The sequence below is a fragment of the Pseudomonas sp. GW822-FHT02G04 genome (assembly GCF_058802085.1).
The window spans coordinates 83,679-105,903 of sequence record NZ_JBXANU010000024.1 but is presented as its reverse complement, the minus strand read 5'-3'; the positions used below and the strand labels follow the sequence as shown (position 1 = coordinate 105,903).

At 59.9% G+C, this 22,225-nt stretch carries 17 protein-coding genes and 2 tRNA genes; 4 read left to right on the top strand and 15 right to left on the bottom strand.

The window, feature by feature from the left end; genetic code table 11:
- Positions 1–119: 119 nt before the first annotated feature.
- The 8 genes from AC1RO5_RS24630 to rnr form a co-directional block, all read right to left on the bottom strand.
- On the bottom strand, positions 120–2,423 hold the full coding sequence (locus AC1RO5_RS24630) for a YgiQ family radical SAM protein (protein ID WP_493178130.1): 2,304 nt from the start codon (positions 2,421–2,423) through the stop codon (positions 120–122).
- A gap of 286 nt (positions 2,424–2,709) precedes the next feature.
- Positions 2,710–4,107, bottom strand: coding sequence for a replicative DNA helicase (dnaB, locus tag AC1RO5_RS24625; protein ID WP_253417023.1), 1,398 nt, complete (start codon positions 4,105–4,107; stop codon positions 2,710–2,712).
- Between the two features lie 136 nt (positions 4,108–4,243).
- Entirely contained in the window at positions 4,244–4,690 is a 447-nt protein-coding gene (rplI, locus tag AC1RO5_RS24620) for a 50S ribosomal protein L9 (protein WP_007939577.1), read from the bottom strand.
- A 19-nt stretch (positions 4,691–4,709) separates the two neighbouring features.
- On the bottom strand, positions 4,710–5,603 hold the full coding sequence (locus AC1RO5_RS24615) for a hypothetical protein (protein ID WP_493178127.1): 894 nt from the start codon (positions 5,601–5,603) through the stop codon (positions 4,710–4,712).
- Positions 5,604–5,639: 36 nt separating this feature from the next.
- Complete coding sequence (rpsR, locus tag AC1RO5_RS24610; protein WP_002551829.1) at positions 5,640–5,870, bottom strand: 30S ribosomal protein S18; 231 nt, start codon at positions 5,868–5,870, stop codon at positions 5,640–5,642.
- A gap of 28 nt (positions 5,871–5,898) precedes the next feature.
- Positions 5,899–6,321 (bottom strand): 30S ribosomal protein S6, encoded by a 423-nt coding sequence (rpsF, locus tag AC1RO5_RS24605; protein WP_007939579.1) that lies wholly within the window; start codon positions 6,319–6,321, stop codon positions 5,899–5,901.
- A gap of 234 nt (positions 6,322–6,555) precedes the next feature.
- Positions 6,556–7,323: a 23S rRNA (guanosine(2251)-2'-O)-methyltransferase RlmB gene (rlmB, locus tag AC1RO5_RS24600; RefSeq protein WP_493178126.1), complete on the bottom strand. Its 768-nt coding sequence runs from the start codon at positions 7,321–7,323 to the stop codon at positions 6,556–6,558.
- Entirely contained in the window at positions 7,320–9,959 is a 2,640-nt protein-coding gene (gene rnr / locus AC1RO5_RS24595; protein ID WP_493178124.1) for a ribonuclease R, read from the bottom strand. The genes rlmB and rnr overlap by 4 nt, the downstream gene beginning before the upstream one ends.
- A 226-nt stretch (positions 9,960–10,185) precedes the next feature.
- Between rnr and AC1RO5_RS24590 the strand changes: the two genes are divergently transcribed.
- The 4 genes from AC1RO5_RS24590 (at position 10,186) to AC1RO5_RS24575 (ending at position 13,431) form a co-directional block, all read left to right on the top strand.
- Positions 10,186–10,274: transfer RNA gene (locus AC1RO5_RS24590), tRNA-Leu, on the top strand.
- A gap of 165 nt (positions 10,275–10,439) precedes the next feature.
- A tRNA-Leu gene (locus AC1RO5_RS24585) sits at positions 10,440–10,526 on the top strand.
- 329 nt (positions 10,527–10,855) lie between these two features.
- Complete coding sequence (locus tag AC1RO5_RS24580) at positions 10,856–11,866, top strand: extracellular solute-binding protein (protein WP_493178122.1); 1,011 nt, start codon at positions 10,856–10,858, stop codon at positions 11,864–11,866.
- Positions 11,866–13,431: an ABC transporter permease gene (locus tag AC1RO5_RS24575; RefSeq protein WP_493178121.1), complete on the top strand. Its 1,566-nt coding sequence runs from the start codon at positions 11,866–11,868 to the stop codon at positions 13,429–13,431. Before AC1RO5_RS24580 ends, AC1RO5_RS24575 begins: the two co-directional genes overlap by 1 nt.
- Before the next feature lie 95 nt (positions 13,432–13,526).
- On the opposite strand, the gene AC1RO5_RS24570 is transcribed toward AC1RO5_RS24575, so the two are convergent.
- From AC1RO5_RS24570 to hfq, 7 genes are all read right to left on the bottom strand, one after another.
- Positions 13,527–15,461 carry a methyl-accepting chemotaxis protein gene (locus AC1RO5_RS24570; protein ID WP_493178119.1) on the bottom strand — a complete coding sequence of 645 codons (1,935 nt, stop codon included), beginning with the start codon at positions 15,459–15,461 and terminating at the stop codon, positions 13,527–13,529.
- Positions 15,462–15,599: 138 nt separating this feature from the next.
- Positions 15,600–16,892: an adenylosuccinate synthase gene (locus AC1RO5_RS24565; protein ID WP_018928499.1), complete on the bottom strand. Its 1,293-nt coding sequence runs from the start codon at positions 16,890–16,892 to the stop codon at positions 15,600–15,602.
- Between the two features lie 54 nt (positions 16,893–16,946).
- Complete coding sequence (locus AC1RO5_RS24560) at positions 16,947–18,134, bottom strand: ATP phosphoribosyltransferase regulatory subunit (RefSeq protein WP_493178118.1); 1,188 nt, start codon at positions 18,132–18,134, stop codon at positions 16,947–16,949.
- Between the two features lie 317 nt (positions 18,135–18,451).
- Complete coding sequence (gene hflC / locus AC1RO5_RS24555; protein WP_493178117.1) at positions 18,452–19,321, bottom strand: protease modulator HflC; 870 nt, start codon at positions 19,319–19,321, stop codon at positions 18,452–18,454.
- On the bottom strand, positions 19,321–20,493 hold the full coding sequence (gene hflK, locus AC1RO5_RS24550; protein ID WP_493178115.1) for an FtsH protease activity modulator HflK: 1,173 nt from the start codon (positions 20,491–20,493) through the stop codon (positions 19,321–19,323). Before hflK ends, hflC begins: the two co-directional genes overlap by 1 nt.
- Positions 20,494–20,589: 96 nt before the next feature.
- The gene (gene hflX / locus AC1RO5_RS24545) at positions 20,590–21,891 is read right to left on the bottom strand and encodes a ribosome rescue GTPase HflX (protein ID WP_007939591.1); all 1,302 of its coding nucleotides are present in this window, start codon (positions 21,889–21,891) and stop codon (positions 20,590–20,592) included.
- 12 nt (positions 21,892–21,903) lie between these two features.
- Positions 21,904–22,164, bottom strand: a complete 261-nt coding sequence (hfq, locus tag AC1RO5_RS24540) for an RNA chaperone Hfq (RefSeq protein ID WP_007902656.1) — start codon at positions 22,162–22,164, stop codon at positions 21,904–21,906.
- Positions 22,165–22,225 lie beyond the last annotated feature (61 nt).

Here is a 22,225-nt window from a genome sequence, read left to right as displayed (position 1 = left end):
TGCAGCCCGTGACGCTCCGCGTCACTGGACGCGGAGCGTCCCTTGAGGCATTCCCACGCGGAGCGTGGGAACGATCACGCCAACCCGAAGGTTGGCGTTCTGTTCAGCTCAAGCGAGGTTTAGCGCGGTACAACCGGCTTGCGCGCAGGCTTCGGCCCCTTGCCTTTAGCCGCGTCCTTGCGCTCCTTGGCTGCCTGCTGGTTGCGGGCGAATGCCGCCGCCTTGGCCTGTTCACGCTTGTCCCACGGGTTGCCGCCATCGCTGGCACGCGGTGGCAGGCCGGTGTGCTGGGTCAGGATCTTGGTGGTCGTTTCCTTGGCCACTTTGTGGCTGCCAGCCGGCGTCGAGTTCTTGCGACGGGCACTCTGGTAGCTATCGGTCGCGGGCTGATGCAACGGGATCAACTGGTTCTTGCCCGGCCCGATCAGGTCGGCGCGGCCCATGCGGGTCAGCGCTTCACGCAGCATCGGCCAGCCTTTCGGGTCGTGATAACGCAAGAACGCTTTGTGCAGGCGACGCTGCTCTTCGCTCTTGACGATGGTCACGCCGTCGCTCTTGTAAGTGACCTTGCGCAGCGGGTTCTTGCCCGAGTGGTACATCGCGGTAGCGGTGGCCATCGGCGACGGGTAGAACGCCTGCACCTGGTCGGCACGGAAACCATTACCCTTGAGCCACAGGGCCAGGTTCATCATGTCTTCGTCGGTGGTGCCCGGGTGAGCGGCGATGAAGTACGGAATCAGGTACTGCTCTTTCCCGGCTTCCTTGGTGTACTTCTCGAACATGCGCTTGAACTTGTCATAGCTGCCGATGCCCGGTTTCATCATCTGGTTGAGCGGACCTTCCTCGGTGTGTTCCGGGGCGATCTTCAGGTAACCACCGACGTGGTGGGTCACCAGCTCCTTGACGTACTCCGGCGACTCGACCGCGAGATCGTAGCGCAGGCCGGAGGCGATCAGGATCTTCTTAACACCCGGCAAGGCACGGGCGCTGCGATAGAGCTGGATCAGCGACGAGTGATCGGTGTTCAGATTCGGGCAAATGCCAGGGAACACGCATGAAGGCTTGCGGCACGCGGATTCGATTTCCGGGGTCTTGCAGGCGATGCGGTACATGTTCGCGGTCGGGCCGCCGAGGTCGGAAATGACGCCGGTGAAGCCCGGGACCTTGTCGCGGATCTCTTCGATTTCGCGAATGATCGACTCTTCGGAACGGTTCTGGATGATCCGGCCTTCGTGCTCGGTGATCGAGCAGAAGGTGCAGCCACCAAAGCAGCCACGCATGATGTTCACCGAGAAACGGATCATCTCGTAGGCCGGGATCTTTTCCTTGCCGTACGCCGGGTGCGGAACGCGCGCGTAAGGCATGCCGAACACGTAGTCCATCTCTTCGGTTGTCATCGGAATCGGCGGCGGGTTGAACCAGACGTCTACCTCGCCGTGCTTTTGCACCAGAGCACGGGCGTTGCCCGGGTTGGTTTCCAGGTGAAGCACGCGGTTGGCGTGAGCATAGAGAACCGCATCGCCACGGACCTTTTCCACCGACGGCAGACGAATCACGGTCTTGTCGCGGGTCATTTTCGGGCTGGCCAGGATCTGTACGACCTTGGCTTCGCTCGGATCCTCGACCGGACCTTTTTCCTGTTCGATGGCGCAGGCCTGGGTGTCCTGGGTGTTCACGTACGGGTTGATGATCTTGTCGATCTTGCCCGGACGGTCGATGCGCGTGGAGTCGACTTCGTACCAGCCTTGCGGCGTATCACGGCGAATGAACGCGGTGCCGCGCACATCGGTGATGTCTTCGATCTTGTGACCATAGGACAGGCGCTGGGCGACTTCGACGATCGCACGCTCGGCGTTGCCGTAGAGCAGGATGTCGGCGCAGGCGTCGATCAGGATCGAGTTGCGCACCCGATCCTGCCAGTAATCGTAGTGGGCGATGCGGCGCAGGGAGGCTTCGATGCCGCCGAGCACAATCGGTACGTGCTTGTAGGCTTCCTTGCAGCGCTGGCTGTAAACCAGACTCGCGCGGTCCGGACGTTTGCCCGCCAGGCCACCGGGGGTGTAGGCGTCGTCGGAACGGATTTTCTTGTCGGCGGTGTAGCGGTTGATCATCGAGTCCATGTTGCCGGCCGCGACACCGAAAAACAGGTTCGGCTCGCCAAGCTTCATGAAATCGTCTTTGGACTGCCAGTTCGGCTGCGCAATGATCCCGACGCGGAAGCCCTGGGCCTCCAGCAGCCGGCCGATGATCGCCATGCCGAACGACGGATGGTCGACGTAGGCATCACCGGTGACGATGATGATGTCGCAGGAATCCCAGCCGAGCTGATCCATCTCCTCCCTGCTCATCGGCAGGAATGGCGCTGGCCCGAAACATTCGGCCCAGTACTTTGGATAGTCAAATAACGGCTTGGCTGCTTGCATGTCGATAACCGGTGTTGGCTTTCATTGAATTTCGCGGGCGCGGAATATAGCACAAATTTTGACCAATTCCGACGGCTATGGTCGGAAATCGGTGGAGCTGTTTTCGCAAAAATCCCGGGGCTACATATAACCCTTGTGGCGAGGGGGCTTGCCCCCGTTGGGCTGCGAAGCGGCCCCAGCATTCATTTGGCGAGACTGTGTATTCAGAACTTACGACTGCTTCGCAGCCGAACGGGGCGGTGCGGCGTTCCGACAAGCCCCCTCACCACAGAAGCCCTCGCCACAGTTACTCATCGTCGTCGAAGTTGTAGCTACCCGGCGCCAGGTTTTCAAATCGGGTGTATTTGCCGATGAAGGCCAGGCGGATAAAGCCGATCGGGCCGTTCCGCTGCTTGCCGATGATGATTTCGGCAATGCCTTTGTGTTCGGTTTCCGGGTGATACACCTCGTCCCGGTAAACGAACATGATCACGTCGGCGTCCTGCTCGATCGCTCCCGATTCCCGCAAGTCGGAGTTCACCGGACGCTTGTTCGGGCGCTGTTCCAGGGAACGGTTGAGCTGGGACAGTGCCACCACCGGGCAGTTGAATTCCTTGGCCAGGGCTTTCAGGGACCGGGAGATCTCGGAAATCTCGTTGGTCCGGTTATCACCGCTGGAACCCGGGATCTGCATCAGTTGCAGGTAGTCGATCATGATCAGGCCGATCTCACCGTGCTCACGCACCAGACGACGGGTCCGGGCGCGCATCTCCGACGGGCTGATACCGGCCGTATCGTCGATGAACAGCTTGCGATCGTTGAGCAGGTTGACCGCCGACGTCAGGCGCGGCCAGTCGTCGTCTTCCAGGCGACCGGCCCGGACCTTGGTCTGGTCGATTCGACCGAGGGACGACAGCATACGCATGATCAGCGATTCGCCTGGCATCTCGAGGGAGTAAACCAGGACAGCCTTCTCGCTGCGCAGCACGGCGTTTTCCACCAGGTTCATCGCAAAGGTGGTTTTACCCATGGACGGACGACCGGCGACGATGATCAGGTCGGACGGTTGCAGGCCGCTGGTCTTCTCGTCGAGGTCGGTGTAGCCGGTAGACAAGCCGGTGATGGCGTTGTCGGTGTTGAACAAGGTGTCGATGCGGTCGATGGCCTTGGTCAACAGGTCGTTGACGCTGACCGGGCCGCCGGTTTTCGGACGGGCCTCGGCGATCTGGAAGATCTGCCGTTCAGCCTCGTCGAGAATCTCGGCGGCTGTGCGACCTTCAGGGTTGAAAGCGCTGTCGGCGATTTCGGTACTGATGCCGATCAGTTGGCGCAGGGTAGCCCGCTCGCGAACGATCTGGGCATAGGCCTTGATGTTGGCGACGGACGGCGTGTTTTTTGCCAGTTCGCCAAGGTAACCGAGACCGCCGACCTGGGACGTCTGACCTTCCTTGTCCAATTGCTCGGCCAGGGTCACGACGTCGATCGGCTGGTTCTGGTCCGCCAGCTTGGCGATGGCCCGGAAGATCAGGCGGTGGTCATGCCGATAGAAATCGCCGTCGGAGACTTGATCGAGCACGCGCTCCCAGGCGTTGTTGTCCAGCATCAGACCACCGAGCACGGCCTGTTCGGCCTCGATGGAATGCGGCGGCACCTTCAGGGCAGCGGTTTGCAGATCGTATTGCTCGGGAGCGGAGATATCGTTCATGGCCACTTGGTTTATTCAGGAAAAGCAGGAGTTGTGAAAATCAGGAACTGCAGAAAGACAAAGGGCACGACCTGTAAACAGGATCGTGCCCGATGTTACCGGCAAGCACCCGAGGGTGCCAGCCGACAAGTGCTGCTTAAGCTGCTACCACGACAACGCGTACGGTGGCTTCAACTTCGGCGTGCAGGTGCACGGCTACGTCGAATTCGCCTACGTTGCGGATAGTGCCGTTCGGCAGACGAACTTCGCTTTTTGCAACTTCAACGCCAGAGGCGGTCAGTGCATCAGCGATGTCGTGGGTGCCGATCGAACCGAACAGCTTGCCTTCGTCACCGGCGGTGGCAGTGATAGTCACTTCCAGCTCAGCCAGTTGGGCGGCGCGGCTTTCAGCCGATGCTTTACGGTCTGCTGCGGCTTTTTCCAGCTCAGCGCGACGCTCTTCGAACGCAGCCAGGTTGGCTGGGGTCGCAGCGGTAGCTTTGCCGTATGGCAGCAGGTAGTTACGACCGTAACCAGCCTTAACGTTCACTTTGTCACCCAGGTTGCCCAGGTTGGTGACTTTTTCCAGAAGGATCAGTTGCATGTGAAAATCCTCTTAACTTTTAACCTTCACCGTTCGCGCTATCGGCATCTTTCGGTGCCGAACGACCGCGAAAATCAATCAGGCTGTCGACGATGGCCAAAACCACCAGCAACGGATAGATCAGCTGCATGAACAGCAACAGCGTGACGTACAACCCCACCAGCCAGAACCTGGCCAGTCGCTTTTGCGCCACCAGCCCGTGAATCAGGGCCAGCCCGGCGAACACCAGCGGTACGCTGCACAACGGCGTCAACATGGCCATCTGCGGGCCAAGATTTGGCCCCAGAAGCATTAACGCCAGCAGCAACATCGCCGGTCCCAGCGGGATTCGGATGGCGCGAAACTCGCGACCAAAACCACCCGGGTTGTACAACAACGCCTGCCAGTAGCGCCCGACAATCAGGCTCAGCACACTGACGATTTGCAACAAGGCCGCAATCAGGCCGGTCAGGACCGGTGCAATCAGGGACGCAAAGCGCGCTTGCTCGTCTACCGACAATTGCTGGTAGACCTCACCGAGTAGCGACGGCATGACTTTTATCAAAGCCTGCGCCAGCATCTCGATCTGGGGCGCAAAAGCCGCCCCCAGCACCACTGAAAACACCAATCCCATCGCTATGCTGACCAGCAACACGCGGTTCCAGGACTCGCTTGCGCGCAAAACCAACGCAAGGCTCGAAGACCCCAGCAGCACCAGAAGTGCCCGTGGGTCGTCGAAGAAAAGCCACCAGATCAACGCCGGCAGCAGTCCCAGAGCAAGTACGCCAACGGCGTCCTTCAATCCGCGCCGCAGGAGCACAAGGCATCCAGCGGCAGCACCCAACCAATACAACAACGGCAATGTTGCGCATCCGGCCACTACCAGAGTGGCCTGCATACGGCCGCGCATGATGAACTCAGCTAAGGCGCGCATGCATTCAATCCTTTGCTACGTGTCGACTGCCCGGTCTCAGCGGCCGTGGCTGTCGGTGTAGGCCAGCAGGGCCAGGAAGCGGGCGCGCTTGATAGCGGTGGCCAGCTGACGCTGATAACGTGCTTTGGTACCGGTGATGCGGCTTGGAACGATTTTGCCGGTCTCGGATACGTAAGCTTTCAGAGTGTTGAGATCTTTGTAATCGATCTCTTTCACGTCTTCAGCGGTGAAGCGGCAGAATTTACGACGACGGAAGAAACGTGCCATGTAATAGGCTCCTCAAAAGGTCCGTGGATTACTCGTCAGCGTTATCGCTGTTGTCGCTGTCATCACTGTCAACGCCTTCAGCGTCGGAGTGCTCAGGACGGTCGCGACGCTCACGGCGCTCACTGCGGTTTTCTTCAGCCTTGAGCATCTCGGATTGGCCGGTAACGGCTTCTTCGCGACGGATGACCAGGTTACGGATCACTGCATCGTTGTAGCGGAAGTTGTCTTCCAGCTCGGCCAGGGCCTTGCCAGTGCACTCAACGTTCAGCATCACGTAGTGAGCCTTGTGAACATTGTTGATTGCGTAGGCCAGTTGACGACGGCCCCAATCTTCCAGACGGTGGATTTTGCCGCCGTCTTCTTCGATCAGCTTGGTGTAACGCTCAACCATGCCGCCGACTTGCTCGCTTTGATCCGGGTGGACCAAAAAGATGATTTCGTAATGACGCATGAATGCTCCTTACGGGTTGTAGCCTGCCGCTCAAAAGCGGTCAGACAAGGAGTGAATGACACTTATGGACTTGCTTGCGATAGACACATGCGTGCCTGCCGTCACAGCAAGGGGCGCAATTGTAGAGAAGGGTCGAGGGAGGTGCAAGGCAATTGGTGATTATTTGAACAATCACTTCGACTGGAAAGCCGGACACTTGCAGGAGCCGCCTGCGGCGGCTCCTGCAAAGGAGTGTCAGGACTTTTTGGCGATCCCGGCGGCTTTGACGCCACGCTGGCGCAGCGCTTCGAACAGGCAGACGCCGGTGGCGACGGACACGTTGAGGCTGCTGACGCTGCCGGCCATCGGCAGGCGTACCAGATAGTCGCAAAGGTCGCGAGTCAGGCGGCGCATGCCGCTACCTTCGGCACCCATGATCAGGATGGTCGGGCCCGTCAGGTCCTGTTGATACAGATCCTGCTCAGCCTCGCCCGCCGTACCGACGACCCACAAGCCGCGCTGCTTGAGTTTTTCCAGAGTGCGCGCCAGGTTGGTCACGGCGACCAACGGAATCACTTCCGCCGCGCCACAGGCAACTTTTCGAACCGTCGGGGTCAGCGTGGCTGATTTGTCCTTCGGCACGATCACCGCCAGCGCGCCGGCCGCATCGGCCGAACGCAGGCAAGCGCCGAGGTTGTGCGGATCGGTCACGCCGTCGAGCACCAGCAGCAACGGTGCGCCTTCGGTGCGATCGAGCAGCTCGTCGAGCATCGCCTCGCCCCAGACCTGGCTCGGGCTCACGTCCGCCACCACGCCCTGGTGCACGCCTTCAACCCAGGCATCCAGCTCACGGCGCTCAGCCTGACCGACGGCCACGCGATTTTCGGCAGCGAGTTCGATCAGCGTCTGAACGCGCGGATCGCTGCGGCCTTCAGCCAGCCAGATCTGCTTGACGCGTTTTGGATGGTGACGCAGCAACGCTTCTACCGCGTGCACGCCGTAGATCTTTTCCAACTGACTCATGACTTGGCCTTAGGTTTACGCGCCCCGCCGCTTCTGGCAGCTGGAGCGGAACCCGCTTTTGGCGGGCCTTTACGGTGTTTGCTCGGTTTGGCTGGCTTGCCGCCGGAGGCCTTGTCAGGCGCCGACCGCCCGGTCTTTCCCCCAGACGCCGCTTTACCGCCGCTTTTCGCTTCAGACAGCAATGCCTGTTTCATTTCACGACTTTTGCGCAACTCGGCATTTTTTGCCGCGGCATCGCTCGGACGATAGGCCTCGACGGCCTTTTCCTTGGCAGGACGACGCCCGGCTTTGGCCAGTGCCGGCTCGGCAGCCGATTTTGTAGCAGCGGCAGCAGGCACCGTGGTTTCAGTGCCGCGCTTTTTGCGACCGATCGGCGCGCTGATGGTTTTTTCGGCCATCTCGAAGTCGATCTTGCGCTCATCGAGGTCGACGCGCATCACGCGCACTTCAACGGTGTCGCCCAGGCGGAAGCTACGACCGGTACGCTCACCGGCGAGGCGGTGGTGTACAGGATCGAAGTGGTAGTAGTCGCCCGGCAGCGCGGTGACGTGCACCAGGCCTTCGACATAAATATCGGTGAGTTCGACGAACAGGCCGAAACCGGTCACGGCGGTGATCACACCCGGGAACGATTCGCCCACGCGGTCTTTCATGAACTCGCACTTGAGCCAGTTCACTACGTCGCGGGTCGCTTCGTCGGCACGGCGCTCGCTCATCGAGCACTGCTCGCCGAGCTGCTCCAGGATCGCTTCGTCGTACGGATAGATCCGCGCTTTCGGAATGGTCATCGCGCCAGCACGGCGAACGTGCGGGGTGTCCATTTTCGAATGGATGACGCTGCGAATCGCCCGGTGCGTGAGCAAGTCCGGGTAGCGGCGAATCGGCGAAGTGAAGTGGGTATAGGCTTCGTAATTCAGGCCGAAGTGGCCCTGGTTATCGGCGCTGTACACCGCTTGGCTCAACGAGCGCAGCATGACGGTCTGGATCAGGTGGAAATCCGGACGATCCTTGATGCCCGCGAGCAAAGCCTGGTAATCCTTCGGCGACAGGCCGTCCTTGCCTTTGTGCAGGGACAGGCCGAGCTCGCCGAGGAAGGCGCGCAGTTTTTCCAGACGCTCCGGTGGCGGACCGTCGTGGACGCGATACAACGCAGGAATTTCGTGCTTTTTCAGGAATTCGGCGGTGGCCACGTTGGCCGCCAGCATGCATTCTTCAATCAGCTTGTGAGCATCGTTGCGAACGGTCGGACGGATTTCGGCAATCTTGCGCTCGGAGCCGAAGATGATCCGGGTTTCCTGGGTTTCGAAATCGATCGCGCCACGCACGTGACGGGCCGCCAGCAGAACCTTGTACAGCGAGTACAGCTGCTTGAGGTGCGGCAGAACGTTGGTGTATTCACCACGCAGCTGACGCGCTTCGGTGACTTTCGGCGTCTCCAGCATGGTGCTGACCTTGTTGTAGGTCAGGCGGGCATGGGAGTGAATCACCGCTTCGTAGAAGCAGTAGTCGGTCATCTCGCCGGATTTGGAGATAGTCATCTCGCAAACCATGGCCAGGCGATCGACGTGCGGGTTCAGCGAGCACAGGCCGTTGGACAGCTGCTCAGGCAGCATCGGCACCACGCGCTCAGGGAAGTACACCGAGTTGCCACGAACCTGGGACTCGTTATCCAGCGCCGAACCGATTTTCACATAGCTGGAAACGTCAGCGATCGCCACGTACAACTTCCAGCCACCGGAGAACAGGCGCAGCTTGCCCGGCTTGGCTTCGCAGTAGACCGCGTCATCGAAGTCACGCGCATCTTCGCCGTCGATGGTCACGAACGGCAGATGACGCAAGTCGATGCGCTTCTCTTTGTCTTTCTCTTCGACTTCAGGCTTGAGCTTGGCGGCTTCTTTCAAGACCGCTTCAGGCCAGACGTGCGGAATATCGTAGGTGCGCAGGGCAACATCGATTTCCATGCCCGGCGCCATGTAGTTGCCCACGACCTCGACCACGTCGCCTTGCGGCTGGAAGCGTGGCGTCGGCCAGTGAGTGATCTTCACTTCGACGAACTGACCGATCTGCGCGTTGGCGTTGCGACCTGGCGTCACCAGCACTTCTTGCTGGATCTTCGGATTGTCCGCGACGACGAAACCGATACCGCCCTCTTCGAAGTAACGACCGACGATGCTCTCGTGGGCACGGGACACCACTTCGACAATCATGCCTTCGCGGCGACCCCGACGGTCGAGGCCGGAAACACGGGCCAGGGCACGGTCGCCGTCGAACACCAGGCGCATTTGCGCCGGGCTCATGAACAGGTCGTCACTGCCGTCGTCCGGGACCAGGAAGCCGAAACCGTCACGGTGACCGCTGATGCGGCCCAGGATCAGGTCAAGCTTGTCCACCGGCGCATAAGTGCCGCGACGGGTATAGATCAGTTGAGCGTCGCGCTCCATGGCGCGCAGGCGGCGGCGCAGGGCTTCGATCTGGTCTTCTGTGGTCAGACCAAACTCTTCGACCAGTTGCTCGCGGTTAGCAGGCGAACCTCGATCAGCAAGGTGCTGAAGGATCAGTTCGCGGCTAGGAATAGGGTTTTCATATTTTTCCGCTTCACGAGCGGCCTCGGGATCGAGGGACTGCCAATCGGCCATTAGAGAGTTTTCACCTTGTCTATATGCGGGTTAGTTTGGCATAGGCGTAATGAAACGGGAAATTTCAGGCTGTGACAGCCCATCTAAAGCCCTTTATCGACACCGCGAAGCTGATTTGAATGCCGTCGGTAAAATTTTCCAGGTTTTTTTGATGACAGGGGTTTACAGTTAAAAAGACGCTCCGTATAGTGCGCGCCATCGACGACGCACTAACGCTGCCGATACTGCCCAGATGGTGAAAAATTGGTAGACACGCCAGCTTCAGGTGCTGGTGACCGCAAGGTCGTGGAAGTTCGAGTCTTCTTCTGGGCACCAATTTCGAGCTTGAGATTAGATCAATTTCAAGGCTCACACAAAAACCCGCGAAAGCGGGTTTTTGCATTCCAGGCTTCTGAATTATTAAAATTAAATCAGGGGTTTACAGATCAAAATGCTCTCCGTATAGTGCGCCACATCAACAGCGGCAACGCTGAAGATCATGCCCAGATGGTGAAATTGGTAGACACGCCAGCTTCAGGTGCTGGTGACCGCAAGGTCGTGGAAGTTCGAGTCTTCTTCTGGGCACCAATTCAAATTCAAGGTCACGATCTTGAATTTCACAAAAACCCGCGAAAGCGGGTTTTTGCGTTTCTGGCCTTTGAAGCCATAGCCGCCCTTTGTGGCGAGGGCGCTTGCTCCCGCTGGGCTGCGAAGCGACCCCCTCATTCTTTCAGTCAAACCTTATTGCCCGGTTTTGCGACTGCTCCGCAGCCGAGCTGGAGCAAGCTCCCTCGCCACAGAAGTCTGCACCAGGCCCTCTAGCAAAACCCTCACCCGCCCTGCAAGGCGCACTTGAGAAACAATATCGTTTATCATTGTTTCAAGTTTTTGCAATGCGACAGTGAGGAACCCTGCGAATGATGTTTCGAAATACCCTGCGCCGCGGCCTGATCATCACCCTCCTCGGCCTGACACTCGCCACGCCCCTCACCCAAGCCGCCGATCCGGTTTCCCTGACACTCTATAACGGTCAACACAAGGAAGTCGGCGACGCGGTCGCCAAAGCCTTCGAAGCCAAGACCGGGATTCACGTCAATGTACGCAAGGGCAGCAGCAACCAGCTCGCCAGCCAGATCGTCGAAGAAGGCGATCGCTCTCCCGCCGACGTGATCTACACCGAAGAATCGCCACCGCTGAACAAGCTCGGCGAACAAGGCCTGCTGGCAAAAGCCGATGCCGCCACGCTTGAAGTCCTGCCCAAGGATTACGTTGCCGGCAATGGCACCTGGATTGGCATCACTGCGCGGGTCCGGGTCGTCGCTTTCAACCCTAAACTGATCGACGAGAAAGACCTGCCCAAGTCAGTGATGGAGTTCTCCAATCCGAAATGGCAAGGCAAGGTCGGCTTTGTGCCATCCAGCGGCGCCTTCCAGGAACAGGCCGTGGCGATTATCAAGGTCCACGGGATGGACGCCGCCGAAGAATGGCTGACCGGCCTGCGCGCGTTCGGTAAAACCTACAGCAACAACATGGTTGCACTGAAAGCCGTGGAAAATGGCGAAGTCGCCACCGTGCTGGTGAACAACTATTACTGGTTCGCCTTGCAGCGTGAAAAAGGCCAGCTCGACTCGAAACTGCATTATTTCACCGGTGGCGACGTCGGCGGACTGATCACCGTTTCCAGCGCTGGCGTACTGAAATCCAGCAAACATCCAAAAGAAGCCCAGCAATTGCTCGCCTACATGGCCAGCGAAGAAGGTCAACGCGTGATCACCCAGACCACCGCCGAATACCCACTGCACAAGGGTATGGCATCGGATCGCGGGCTCAAGCCATTCAGCGAACTGCAAGCGCCGAACGTCACGCCAGCCGACCTCGGCAACGCCGAAGAAGCCTTGGACCTGGAACGTGACGTTGGCTTGAACTGATGAGCACCTCGTTATCCGCCCCCGCCTCGCGTGGGGGCTACATGCCACGGCGCAAGCGGCCATCGATCTGGCTGCTGCTACCGGTTCTGCTGCTGGTGGTACTCAGCCTGTTGCCACTGGCCTATGTCGGTCTCAAAACCTGGCAAGCCGGCTGGGCCGAGGCACTGCATCTGCTGTGGCGGCCCTACGTGTTTGGCCTGCTGCGCAATACCCTGGCGCTGATGCTGGGCGTGACACTGGCCTGCGGTGTGATTGGCTTGTCACTCGCCTGGCTGCTGGAGCGCAGCAATCTGCCGGGACGGCGGTTATGGGGCGTGATTCTGTGCCTGCCGTTCGCGGTGCCGGCATTTGTCAGCAGCTTCACCTGGGTGTCCCTGAGCGCTCACTTCGAAGGGCTGGGCGGGGCGATTCTGGTGATGACGCTGTCCAAGTACCCGCTGATCTTTCTGCCGGTGGCGGCAACGTTGCGCAATCTCGACCCCTCTCTTGAAGAGTCCGCCCGGACCCTGGGGCAGAATCGTTGGGGCGTATTCTTCAAAATCACCCTGCCCTTGCTCTGGCCGTCACTGCTGGCCGGCTCACTGCTGATTGCGCTGCACATGCTGGTGGAGTTCGGCGCGCTGTCGATCATCGGCCTGCAAACCTTTACCACGGCGATCTATCAGCAGTTCGAACTGGAATTCAGCAACGCCAATGCAGCGATGCTTTCTGCGGTGTTGCTGGCGCTGTGCCTGGTGCTGCTATGGCTTGAGTTACGCGTGCGCGGCAAAGGCCGTCACGTACGCACCGGTCAGGGCGCGGCGCGGCATGCAGAACAGGTTCGTCTGGGGCGGTGGGCGACAGTCGGACAGCTTTACTGCTTGCTGCTGGCGATCATCGGCAGCGGCATTCCGCTGGGAATGCTGGCGTACTGGCTGATGGTGGGTTCGTCGGCGGCGTTCCCGGTGGCCGCGATTAGCGAGGCATTGCTGTCATCGCTGGCGCTGTCGCTCGGTGGCGCAGCGCTGTGCCTGGTGCTGGCTGTCCCGGTGGGGTTACTGGTGGTGCGCCATAAAGGCCGACTGGCAATCTGGGCCGAGCGCTTGCCGTATCTGCTGCATGCACTGCCGGGATTGGTGATTGCGCTGACCCTGGTGTATTTCGCCCTGCATTATGTGCCAGTGCTGTACCAAACCTCGGCGCTGCTGTTGATTGCTTATGCGCTGTTGTTTCTGCCCTTGGCGCAGGCGCCGATTCGCACTGCGCTGAACAAGGCCGCGCCGCAACTGGAAGAAGCCGCACGCACGCTGGGGGCGTCGTCTTTCAGCGCGTTTTGCCGGGTGACTCTGCCCATCATCTTCCCCGCCCTGGGCGCAGCGTTTGCACTGGTGTTCCTGGATGCGATGAAGGAACTGACGGCGACGCTGCTGCTGAGTCCGACCGGGCTCAATACACTAGCGACGGAAGTCTGGGCGCATACCGCGAATGTGGAGTTTGCGGCGGCGGCGCCTTATGCGGCGTTGCTGATTGTGGTGTCGGGGTTGCCTGTGTATCTACTGACGACGCGGATGTATTTGAGCCGCTGAAAAGCTTCGCGGGCAAGCCTCGCTCCTACAAGGATTACGTAGCCCTTGTAGGAGCGAGGCTTGCCCGCGAAGGCACCGGACCTGCGAACGAGAAACTAAGCCCTGAACTGCCCCAGGCTCGCCTTCAACTGCGCCGCCAACCCATCCAGCACCTTGCCGCTGGCCGTGGTCTCCACCACCGCCTGAGCCGCCTTCTCAGCTTGAGCATGAATGGTCTCAACCCGCCCACGCACTGCCTGTGCACCTTGCGCCTGATGCGCCGCGGCCTGGGTCGCCAGGCCGATCGCCGCATGCACCTGCTCGACCGACGCCTGCACCGACTGCTGCAACCGCGCACTGTCGCGCAACACCAGCAGGCCTTCACTGGCCTGACGCCCAGCCTGCCCGATTGCCGCAACAGCCTCACGCGCGCCCTGCTGCAGTGCAACGATGTGCGCCTGAATGTCACCGGTGGAGCTCTGGGTCTTGCTCGCCAGCGCCCGCACCTCGTCCGCCACCACGGCAAACCCGCGACCGGTCTCGCCGGCACGCGCCGCTTCAATCGCCGCGTTCAGCGCCAGCAAGTTGGTTTGTTCAGCAATCCCATGAATCACCGTCAGCACCACTTCAATCTGCTCACTCTGCTGCGCCAGACGCTCGATAACTTTCGCACCGGTGTCGACTTGTCCGGCCAATGCCTCGATGAGACTGCCGACTTTCGCCGAAGTCCGGGTGTTCTCATCCGTGGCCTGACGAATGTCCACCACCTGCCGCAAAGCGGCCTGCATGGCGTGACTTTCAGACTGAGCCTCATCAGCCATTTGCGACAACGCGCGCAGGCTTTCGGCCACTTCATCGCGCTGCATGCCAGCCGCCGCATCGGCACCGGCATTGCGTAAGGTCATGGCGCCGATTTCCACGCCGGTACGCTGAGCCACATCGCCCGCCTCACGCACGATCGGCTGCAACTTATCCACAAAGCGATTGACCGCCGAGGCCATGTCGCCGATCTCGTCCTGGCTGTTGATCTGCACGCGCTTGGTCAGGTCGCCCTCACCCGCTGCCAGGTCATCCATCGCGACAATGAGCATTTTCAGGCGATTGACCACTCGACGCCCCAGCACCACCGCCAGTAACAGCAGCACACCGAAACCCACCACCGCCAGGCCCATGCCGATGCGCCAGCGCAAAGCCCCAGCGGCATCCTGCACAGCGCCCGTGGTGTTGGCTTTCATTTCAGAAGCGGTAGACTGCGCCGACTGTAGACGCCCGCGCATCGCCGTTGCGCTGTCGGCCGCCGCACCTTTGAGGCTGTCACCCACCAATTGATCGCTGCTGGCGATCAGCGCCGAGAAGCGCTTGTCCAGCGCCGCCAGATCGGTTTCCACGGAGGCAGTTGAGACCCCCATCAAGACCTTGCCGATTTCCACGCCATTGGGACTGATCGAGGCTTCGAGGTAGTAGACCGACGGATCGCTCTTCGCTGCATCCAGCACCTTGTCCAGCGCCCGCTCGCCCTGGCCTTTCTCCAGCAGCACCTTGTTGATCGGGTTCTCTCGGTTGAGGTAGCGCGTCAGGTGCTGGCCCGTGGCGTCGTCATAGACCACGAACAGCACGTTGGGATTGCGCTGGGCGCGGCGAGCGAATTCAGACAGGGTAGGAATGTCACTGTCCCACATGGCGCGGGGTGCGACCGAGGCCAGAAGCTGCGCCATGTCGTTGGCCGATTCCTTCAGGTCCTTCTCCAGCGTCGTACGCAATTGTGCCTGCTCGTCTTTCAGACGTGAAGACAGCCCGGCAGTCAGGCGCTGACGGGTACTGCTGGACAGGTTATCCAGGCTCGACGTGACTTCACGCCCGGCCTGCTCAAGCTCACCGGAGAGCTTTTGGCTATCGGCGCTCAGGCGCGCACCCAGATCGGCTTCAAGCGCAGTCACCGTGCTCCGGGTCAGAGCGACAGCCACCAGCACCTGCACCAAAAGGGCGATACCAAGGGTAACGAACACGGGCCGCAACAAACGGCTTTGTAACAGTGAGAGAACGGCCGACACAGGAAATCCCTCTACTCTAACGCCATTAAATTGATGGCATTCTGAAGGCGATATTCACAGCAAAGGTCATGCCGTCCAACAGGCATAAACGACAAAGGCCCCGATTAAGGGGCCTTTGTGTTTTACATCAACGACTTATTAAGCGAACGGGTGACGCAGAACGATGGTTTCGTTGCGGTCCGGGCCCGTCGAAATAATGTCGATCGGCGCGCCGACCAGCTCTTCGATGCGCTTGATGTAGTTGCGCGCGGCTTGAGGCAGCTCTTCCAGGGTCTTGGCACCCAGGGTCGACTCGCTCCAGCCCGGCATCTGCTCGTACACCGGCTCCAGGCCGATGTAGCTGTCGGCGTCGGTCGGCGCGTCGATCACTGCACCATCTTCGTTCTTGTAGCCTACGCAGATGTTGATGGTTTCCAGACCGTCCAGCACGTCCAGCTTGGTCAGGCACAGGCCCGAGATGCTGTTCACATCGATGGCGCGACGCAGGATCACGGCATCGAACCAGCCGCAACGACGAGCACGGCCGGTGGTGGCACCGAACTCGTGGCCACGCTTGGCCAGGAACGCACCGACGTCGTCGAACAGCTCAGTCGGGAACGGACCGGAACCGACGCGCGTGGTGTAGGCCTTGGTGATGCCGAGGATGTAGTCCAGGAACATCGGGCCAACACCCGAACCGGTGGCGATGCCGCCAGCGGTGGTGTTGGAGCTGGTGACGTACGGGTAGGTGCCGTGGTCGATGTCCAGCAGGGAGCCTTGGGCGCCTTCGAACATGATGTCCTTGCCGGCACGACGCAGGTTGTGCAGCTCTGCGGTGACGTCGAGCATCATCGGCTTGAGCAGCTCGGCGTATTCCATGCACTCGTCGAGTGTCTTCTGGAAGTCGATCGCTGGCTCTTTGTAGTAATTGACCAGTACGAAGTTGTGGTAATCCAGCAACTCGCCCAGCTTGGCGGCGAAACGCTCACGGTGGAACAGGTCACCGATGCGCAGACCGCGACGGGCCACCTTGTCTTCGTAAGCCGGGCCGATGCCACGACCGGTGGTGCCGATCTTCAGCTCGCCACGGGCCTTTTCACGGGCCTGGTCCAGCGCTACGTGGTAGGACAGGATCAGCGGGCAGGACGGGCTGATACGCAGGCGCTCGCGCACCGGAACGCCTTTCTCTTCCAGCTTGTTGATTTCCCGCAGCAGGGCGTCGGGTGCAACCACCACGCCGTTACCGATCAGGCACTGCACGCCTTCGCGCAGCACGCCAGACGGGATCAGGTGCAAGACGGTTTTTTCGCCGTCGATCACCAGGGTGTGACCAGCGTTGTGGCCACCTTGGTAGCGCACTACGGCGGCAGCATGTTCGGTCAGCAGATCAACGATCTTGCCTTTGCCCTCATCACCCCATTGGGTGCCCAGGACTACGACATTCTTACCCATAACACTTGTCCTCATTCGCGCAAACTTGGTGCCGGCGGCGGCCGGCAGGAAAACTCAAGAAGCCAGTGGCGATACTTGCCAAAGCCCGTTCTGCTGAATCAATTGCCGGTCGCAGTCCGCTTCACGGGCGGCGGCCAAAGGTTGCCCAGGCAATGCCTGAACGACACGCTGACCCTCACTGCGCAACTGGCAAACCTGCTGCCAGAGTGCTGCATCCGTACTGTCAGGCATCCAGATACCGCCAGACGGTAGCTCGATCTCAGCACGCCCCAGGGTCACCAGGGTTTTCAAATCGGTGGAGAAGCCTGTCGCCGGACGGGCGCGACCGAAGTCGGCACCGATGTCGTCGTAACGACCGCCTTGAGCGATGGACTGGCCAACACCTGGCACGAACACGGCGAACACCACACCAGTGTGGTAGTGGTAGCCGCGCAATTCGCCCAGGTCGAAGTACAGCGGTAACTCCGGGAAACGCGTGGACAGACGCTCGGCAATCGCCAGCAAATCGTCCAGGGCCGCCAGAACAGGCGCCGGCGCATTGGCCAGACGCTCGCGGGCAGCGCTCAACACTTCACGACCGCCACACAGGTCGACCAGCGCTCGCAGCATGCCCGACAGATCGGCAGGCAGGCCTTCGGTCAAGGTAGTGACCTCGTCGATGGCTTTACGTTGCAATGCATCGAACAACTGTTGCTCGACTTCGCCGGACAAACCGGCGGCGCGGGCCAGGCCGCGGTAGATGCCGACATGCCCGAGGTCCATGTGCACATCCGGCACATCGGCCAGTTGCAGCATGGCCAGCATCAGGCTGATGACCTCCACGTCGCTGCTCGGGCTGGCATCGCCGTACAACTCGGCGCCCAGTTGAATCGGGCTGCGCGAGGACGACAACGCACGTGGCTGAGCATGCAGCACGCTACCGGCATAGCACAGACGGCTCGGGCCTTCGCGACGCAGGGTGTGCGCATCGATGCGCGCCACTTGCGGCGTGATGTCGGCACGGAAACCCATCTGCCGGCCCGACTGCGGGTCGATGACCTTGAAGGTGCGCAGATCGAGGTCCTGGCCTGCGCCGGTCAGCAGGGATTCCAGGTACTCGATATGGGGAGTCACGACAAACTCGTAACCCCAGCTCTGGAACAGATCCAACACCTGGCGACGCGCAACTTCAATGCGCGCAGCCTCCGGTGGCAGTACTTCTTCGATGCCATCTGGCAGCAGCCAGCGGTCTACCGTTGCCATTACGCCATTCCCCTATGATCCGGGCAGCAAGCCTTTGGGCGAGCCTTGAGTGAAGCAGAAAATGATCGGCTCATGTGCATAAACCCCGCGCATGAACAACGTGGCGAAAAGCCTGAAACCGGCTTCGCCAACCACTTTCCTCGAAAAACCTGTCGAGTCATTCAACTCGGGCGCCTGCATAAAAACAGCAATCAAACGTGCAGACGCAAAAAAGCCGGGAATTTCCCGGCTGCCGCATCATACACACGTTTTCCCAAAGGATCACCCCGCCCGAGGCTTTAGCCGCCAGGCGGGGGATGATTCAGGTCAACGTCGTATCAAGGCTTGGCTTTTTCCAGGTAACGGAAGAAGTCACTGCTCGGGTCCAGGACCATGACGTCGGATTTGTTCGCGAAGCTTTCACGGTAGGCGCGCAGGCTACGGTAGAACGCGTAGAACTCCTGATCCTGGCCGTATGCCTTGGAGTAGATCGAAGCAGCCTGGGCGTCACCGTCACCGCGAACCTCTTCGGATTCACGATAGGCTTCAGCCAGCAGCACGCGGCGCTGACGGTCAGCGTCGGCACGAATGCCTTCGGCCAGCTCGTTACCCTTGGCGCGGTGCTCGCGAGCTTCACGCTCACGCTCGGTGCTCATGCGCTCGAACACACTGCGGTTCACTTCCTTCGGCAGGTCGATGGCTTTGACCCGGACATCGACAACTTCAATGCCCAGCTCTTTTTCCGCCATCTTGTTCAGCGAAGCGGTGATGTCCGCCATCAGCGCATCACGCTCACCGGACACCACTTCGTGCAGAGTGCGTTTACCGAACTGGTCACGCAGGCCCGACTCCAGACGACGAGACAGACGCTCGTCGGCAATCTGCTTGAGGCCGGAAGTCGCGGTGTAGAAGCGCTCGGCATCTTTCACGCGCCACTTGGCGTAGGCATCGACCATCACGGCTTTCTTTTCCAGCGTCAGGAAACGCTGTGTCGGTGCATCCAGCGTCATCAGGCGCGCGTCGAATATGCGCACCTTGTTAACGTAAGGCACTTTCACATGCAGGCCCGGCTGAACATCGGCCTGAACCACGCGACCGAACTGCAGCAACACCGCGCGCTCGGTCTGAGCCACGATGTAGAAGCAGTTCCAGGCAACGATCGCCACGACGACGCCGACAATAAGGGCGATCAGCGATTTATTGCTCATCAGCGACTCTCCCTGGTACGTGCCTGCTGTTGCTGCAGATCAGCTGCCGCACGCACATTCACTTCATTGCTGCTGGCTGCCGCGCCGGTCACTGGAGCACCGGAGCTGCGACCACTGTCGATCATCTTGTCCAGCGGCAAGTACAGAAGATTGTTCTGGCCTTCCTTGTTGCCGGTCACGAGAACCTTGCTGGTGTTGCTGAAGATTTCCTGCATGGTGTCCAGGTACAGACGCTGACGGGTAACTTCAGGCGCCTTGCGGTACTCGGCCACCAGCTTGGTGAAGCGGTCGGCCTCACCCTTGGCGCGGGAAACGGTCTCGTCGCGGTAACCGTTGGCATCCTCGAGGATGCGCTGGGCCTGACCACGGGCTTCCGGCACGACGCCGTTGGCATAGGTTTCAGCCTGGTTGCGCGAACGCTGCTCGTCTTCACGGGCGCGAATCACGTCATCGAAGGCTTCCTGGACTTCACGCGGTGCAGCTGCGCTCTGTACGTTGACCTGAGTGACGGTGATACCGGTGCGATAGGTATCGAGGAAACGTTGCAGACGTTCCTTGATTTCGCTGGCCATCAATTCGCGACCTTCGGTCAGCACCTGGTCCATGGCGGTGGAACCCACCACATGACGCAAGGCACTGTCGGTCGCGTGCTGCAGGCTGATTTCCGGCTGATCGACGTTCAGCACGAAGTCCTGCAGGTTGCTGATCTTGTACTGCACGGTCAGCGGCACTTCGACGATATTTTCGTCTTCAGTCAGCATTTGACCCTGCTTGGTATAGGCACGCTCACGCGTGACGTTTTCCAGGTACTTGCGATCGATCGGCGGGAAATAGATGTTCAGGCCCGGGCCGACGGTTTCATAGTATTTGCCGAAGCGCAGCACTACGGCCTGCTCCTGTTCGTCGACCACGTAGACAGCGCTGTACAGCCACACGGCTGCCAGCACGGTCAGGCCGATGCCGAGCAGGCCGCCAAAGCCGCCACTCTTGCCCGGCCCACCGCCCTCGTCACCGCGTTTCTTGCCACCACCGAACAACCCGTTCAGGCTTTCCTGCAGCTTTCGGAAGGCCTCGTCGAGATCCGGTGGCCCCTTGCGGTCGCCGTTATTGCGGCGCTTGCCACCCCAAGGATCCTGATTATTCGAGTTGCCACCCGGCTCATTCCAAGCCATAGCGCTCTCCATCTGATAAAGCAAAGACGCACCCACGGCGCGCCGACCAATGCTACAGAATGCCTGTCACCGCGGCACAACCGCTTTCTCAGGCTTTTATTGCAAAGTGTGTTGCTCGATGAATTCCATCGGTTGCAGACCTTCGCGGCTCACGAGTCGATTCAATTCGATCCGTGGCAAGCGAACGGCCAGCAGGCTGATGCCTTCTTCGTCGTGTTCTTCTTTTTGCACCGCACCGAGTTCGAAAAACTGCGCACGCAGTCGAGCAAAACGTTGCGGCAAGCGCAAGGTGCCAACAAACAAATCGCTGCCCAACAGCTCCGCCACTGCCTGCTTGAGCAAGTCCAGACCGGTACCGTCCTTGGCCGACAACCAGACCCGCTGCGGCTTGCCATCGGCATCGCGCTGGATCTGCGGCTCAACCCCCTCGAGCAAATCGAGTTTGTTGTATACCTCAAGGATCGGCAAGTCTTGTGCCCCGATCTCCCCAAGCACCACCATGACCTGTTCGATCTGGGCCATACGATCAGGCTCGTGCGCATCGATCACGTGCAGCAACAGGTCGGAGTTGCTCGACTCTTCGAGCGTAGCTCGAAATGCCTCGACCAGTTTGTGCGGCAGGTGACGAATGAAGCCCACAGTGTCGGCCAGCACGATCGGCCCGAGGTCCTCGAGCTCGAGTCGGCGCAAGGTCGGGTCGAGGGTCGCGAATAGCTGGTTGGCGGCGAAGACGTCGGAATCGGTGACCGAGTTGAACAGCGTCGATTTGCCGGCGTTGGTATAACCCACCAGTGAAACCGTCGGGATGTCAGCACGTTTGCGCCCGCGACGGGACTGCTCGCGCTGGCTTCGGACCTTTTCCAGGCGCCCCTTGATCTGCCGCAGACGAATCCGCAACAGGCGCCGGTCGGTTTCCAGCTGGGTTTCACCCGGGCCGCGCAGACCGATACCGCCCTTCTGCCGCTCAAGGTGAGTCCAGCCGCGAACCAGTCGCGTACTCATGTACTCAAGCTGGGCCAGTTCGACCTGGAGCTTGCCTTCATGGGTGCGGGCGCGTTGAGCGAAGATATCGAGAATCAGACCCGTGCGATCGATCACGCGACACTCGAAAATACGTTCGAGGTTACGTTCCTGACTGGGCGTGAGGATGTGATTGAAAATCACCAGATCGACCTGCTCGGCTTTGACCAGGTCGCGTAACTCTTCGACCTTGCCGCTGCTGATCAGGGTTTTGGCGGTTGGCCGATGACGCGGCACGTTAAAAAACGCGACGGTCTCGGCACCTGCCGAAATTGCCAACTCCTGAAACTCCTGCGGATCTTCGCGCGCCTCAGGGTCCTGACCATCCAAGTGAACGAGAATTGCCCGCTCACCACCACCGTGGCGCTCAAAGAACAAAGGAGACTCCTATCAGGCGTTACCTGGCTCAGCGTCACCTGCTTCGGATTCGGTTGCGCTAGGCAGACGAATTGGACGAACTGGCACCACTGTAGAGATAGCGTGTTTGTAAACCATCTGGCTGACGGTGTTTTTCAGCAGGATAACGAACTGGTCGAAAGACTCGATCGTGCCTTGCAGTTTGATCCCGTTGACCAGGTAGATGGAAACCCCCACTTTCTCTTTACGTAAAGTATTCAAGTAAGGGTCTTGTAGCGAATGCCCTTTTGACATGTGCCGCACTCCTTTAAGGATTCAATATAAAAAATAGGTAAACAGATGGCTTGGGGCCGTC

Coding starts and splice junctions, on each gene's coding strand:
- AC1RO5_RS24630 (WP_493178130.1), bottom strand. CDS start 2,423: ATGCAAGCAGCCAAGCCGTTATTTGACTATCCAAAGTACTGGGCCGAA.
- dnaB (WP_253417023.1), bottom strand. CDS start 4,107: ATGAACGATATCTCCGCTCCCGAGCAATACGATCTGCAAACCGCTGCC.
- rplI (WP_007939577.1), bottom strand. CDS start 4,690: ATGCAACTGATCCTTCTGGAAAAAGTCACCAACCTGGGCAACCTGGGT.
- AC1RO5_RS24615 (WP_493178127.1), bottom strand. CDS start 5,603: ATGCGCGCCTTAGCTGAGTTCATCATGCGCGGCCGTATGCAGGCCACT.
- rpsR (WP_002551829.1), bottom strand. CDS start 5,870: ATGGCACGTTTCTTCCGTCGTCGTAAATTCTGCCGCTTCACCGCTGAA.
- rpsF (WP_007939579.1), bottom strand. CDS start 6,321: ATGCGTCATTACGAAATCATCTTTTTGGTCCACCCGGATCAAAGCGAG.
- rlmB (WP_493178126.1), bottom strand. CDS start 7,323: ATGAGTCAGTTGGAAAAGATCTACGGCGTGCACGCGGTAGAAGCGTTG.
- rnr (WP_493178124.1), bottom strand. CDS start 9,959: ATGGCCGATTGGCAGTCCCTCGATCCCGAGGCCGCTCGTGAAGCGGAA.
- AC1RO5_RS24580 (WP_493178122.1), top strand. CDS start 10,856: ATGATGTTTCGAAATACCCTGCGCCGCGGCCTGATCATCACCCTCCTC.
- AC1RO5_RS24575 (WP_493178121.1), top strand. CDS start 11,866: ATGAGCACCTCGTTATCCGCCCCCGCCTCGCGTGGGGGCTACATGCCA.
- AC1RO5_RS24565 (WP_018928499.1), bottom strand. CDS start 16,892: ATGGGTAAGAATGTCGTAGTCCTGGGCACCCAATGGGGTGATGAGGGC.
- AC1RO5_RS24560 (WP_493178118.1), bottom strand. CDS start 18,134: ATGGCAACGGTAGACCGCTGGCTGCTGCCAGATGGCATCGAAGAAGTA.
- hflC (WP_493178117.1), bottom strand. CDS start 19,321: ATGAGCAATAAATCGCTGATCGCCCTTATTGTCGGCGTCGTCGTGGCG.
- hflK (WP_493178115.1), bottom strand. CDS start 20,493: ATGGCTTGGAATGAGCCGGGTGGCAACTCGAATAATCAGGATCCTTGG.
- hfq (WP_007902656.1), bottom strand. CDS start 22,164: ATGTCAAAAGGGCATTCGCTACAAGACCCTTACTTGAATACTTTACGT.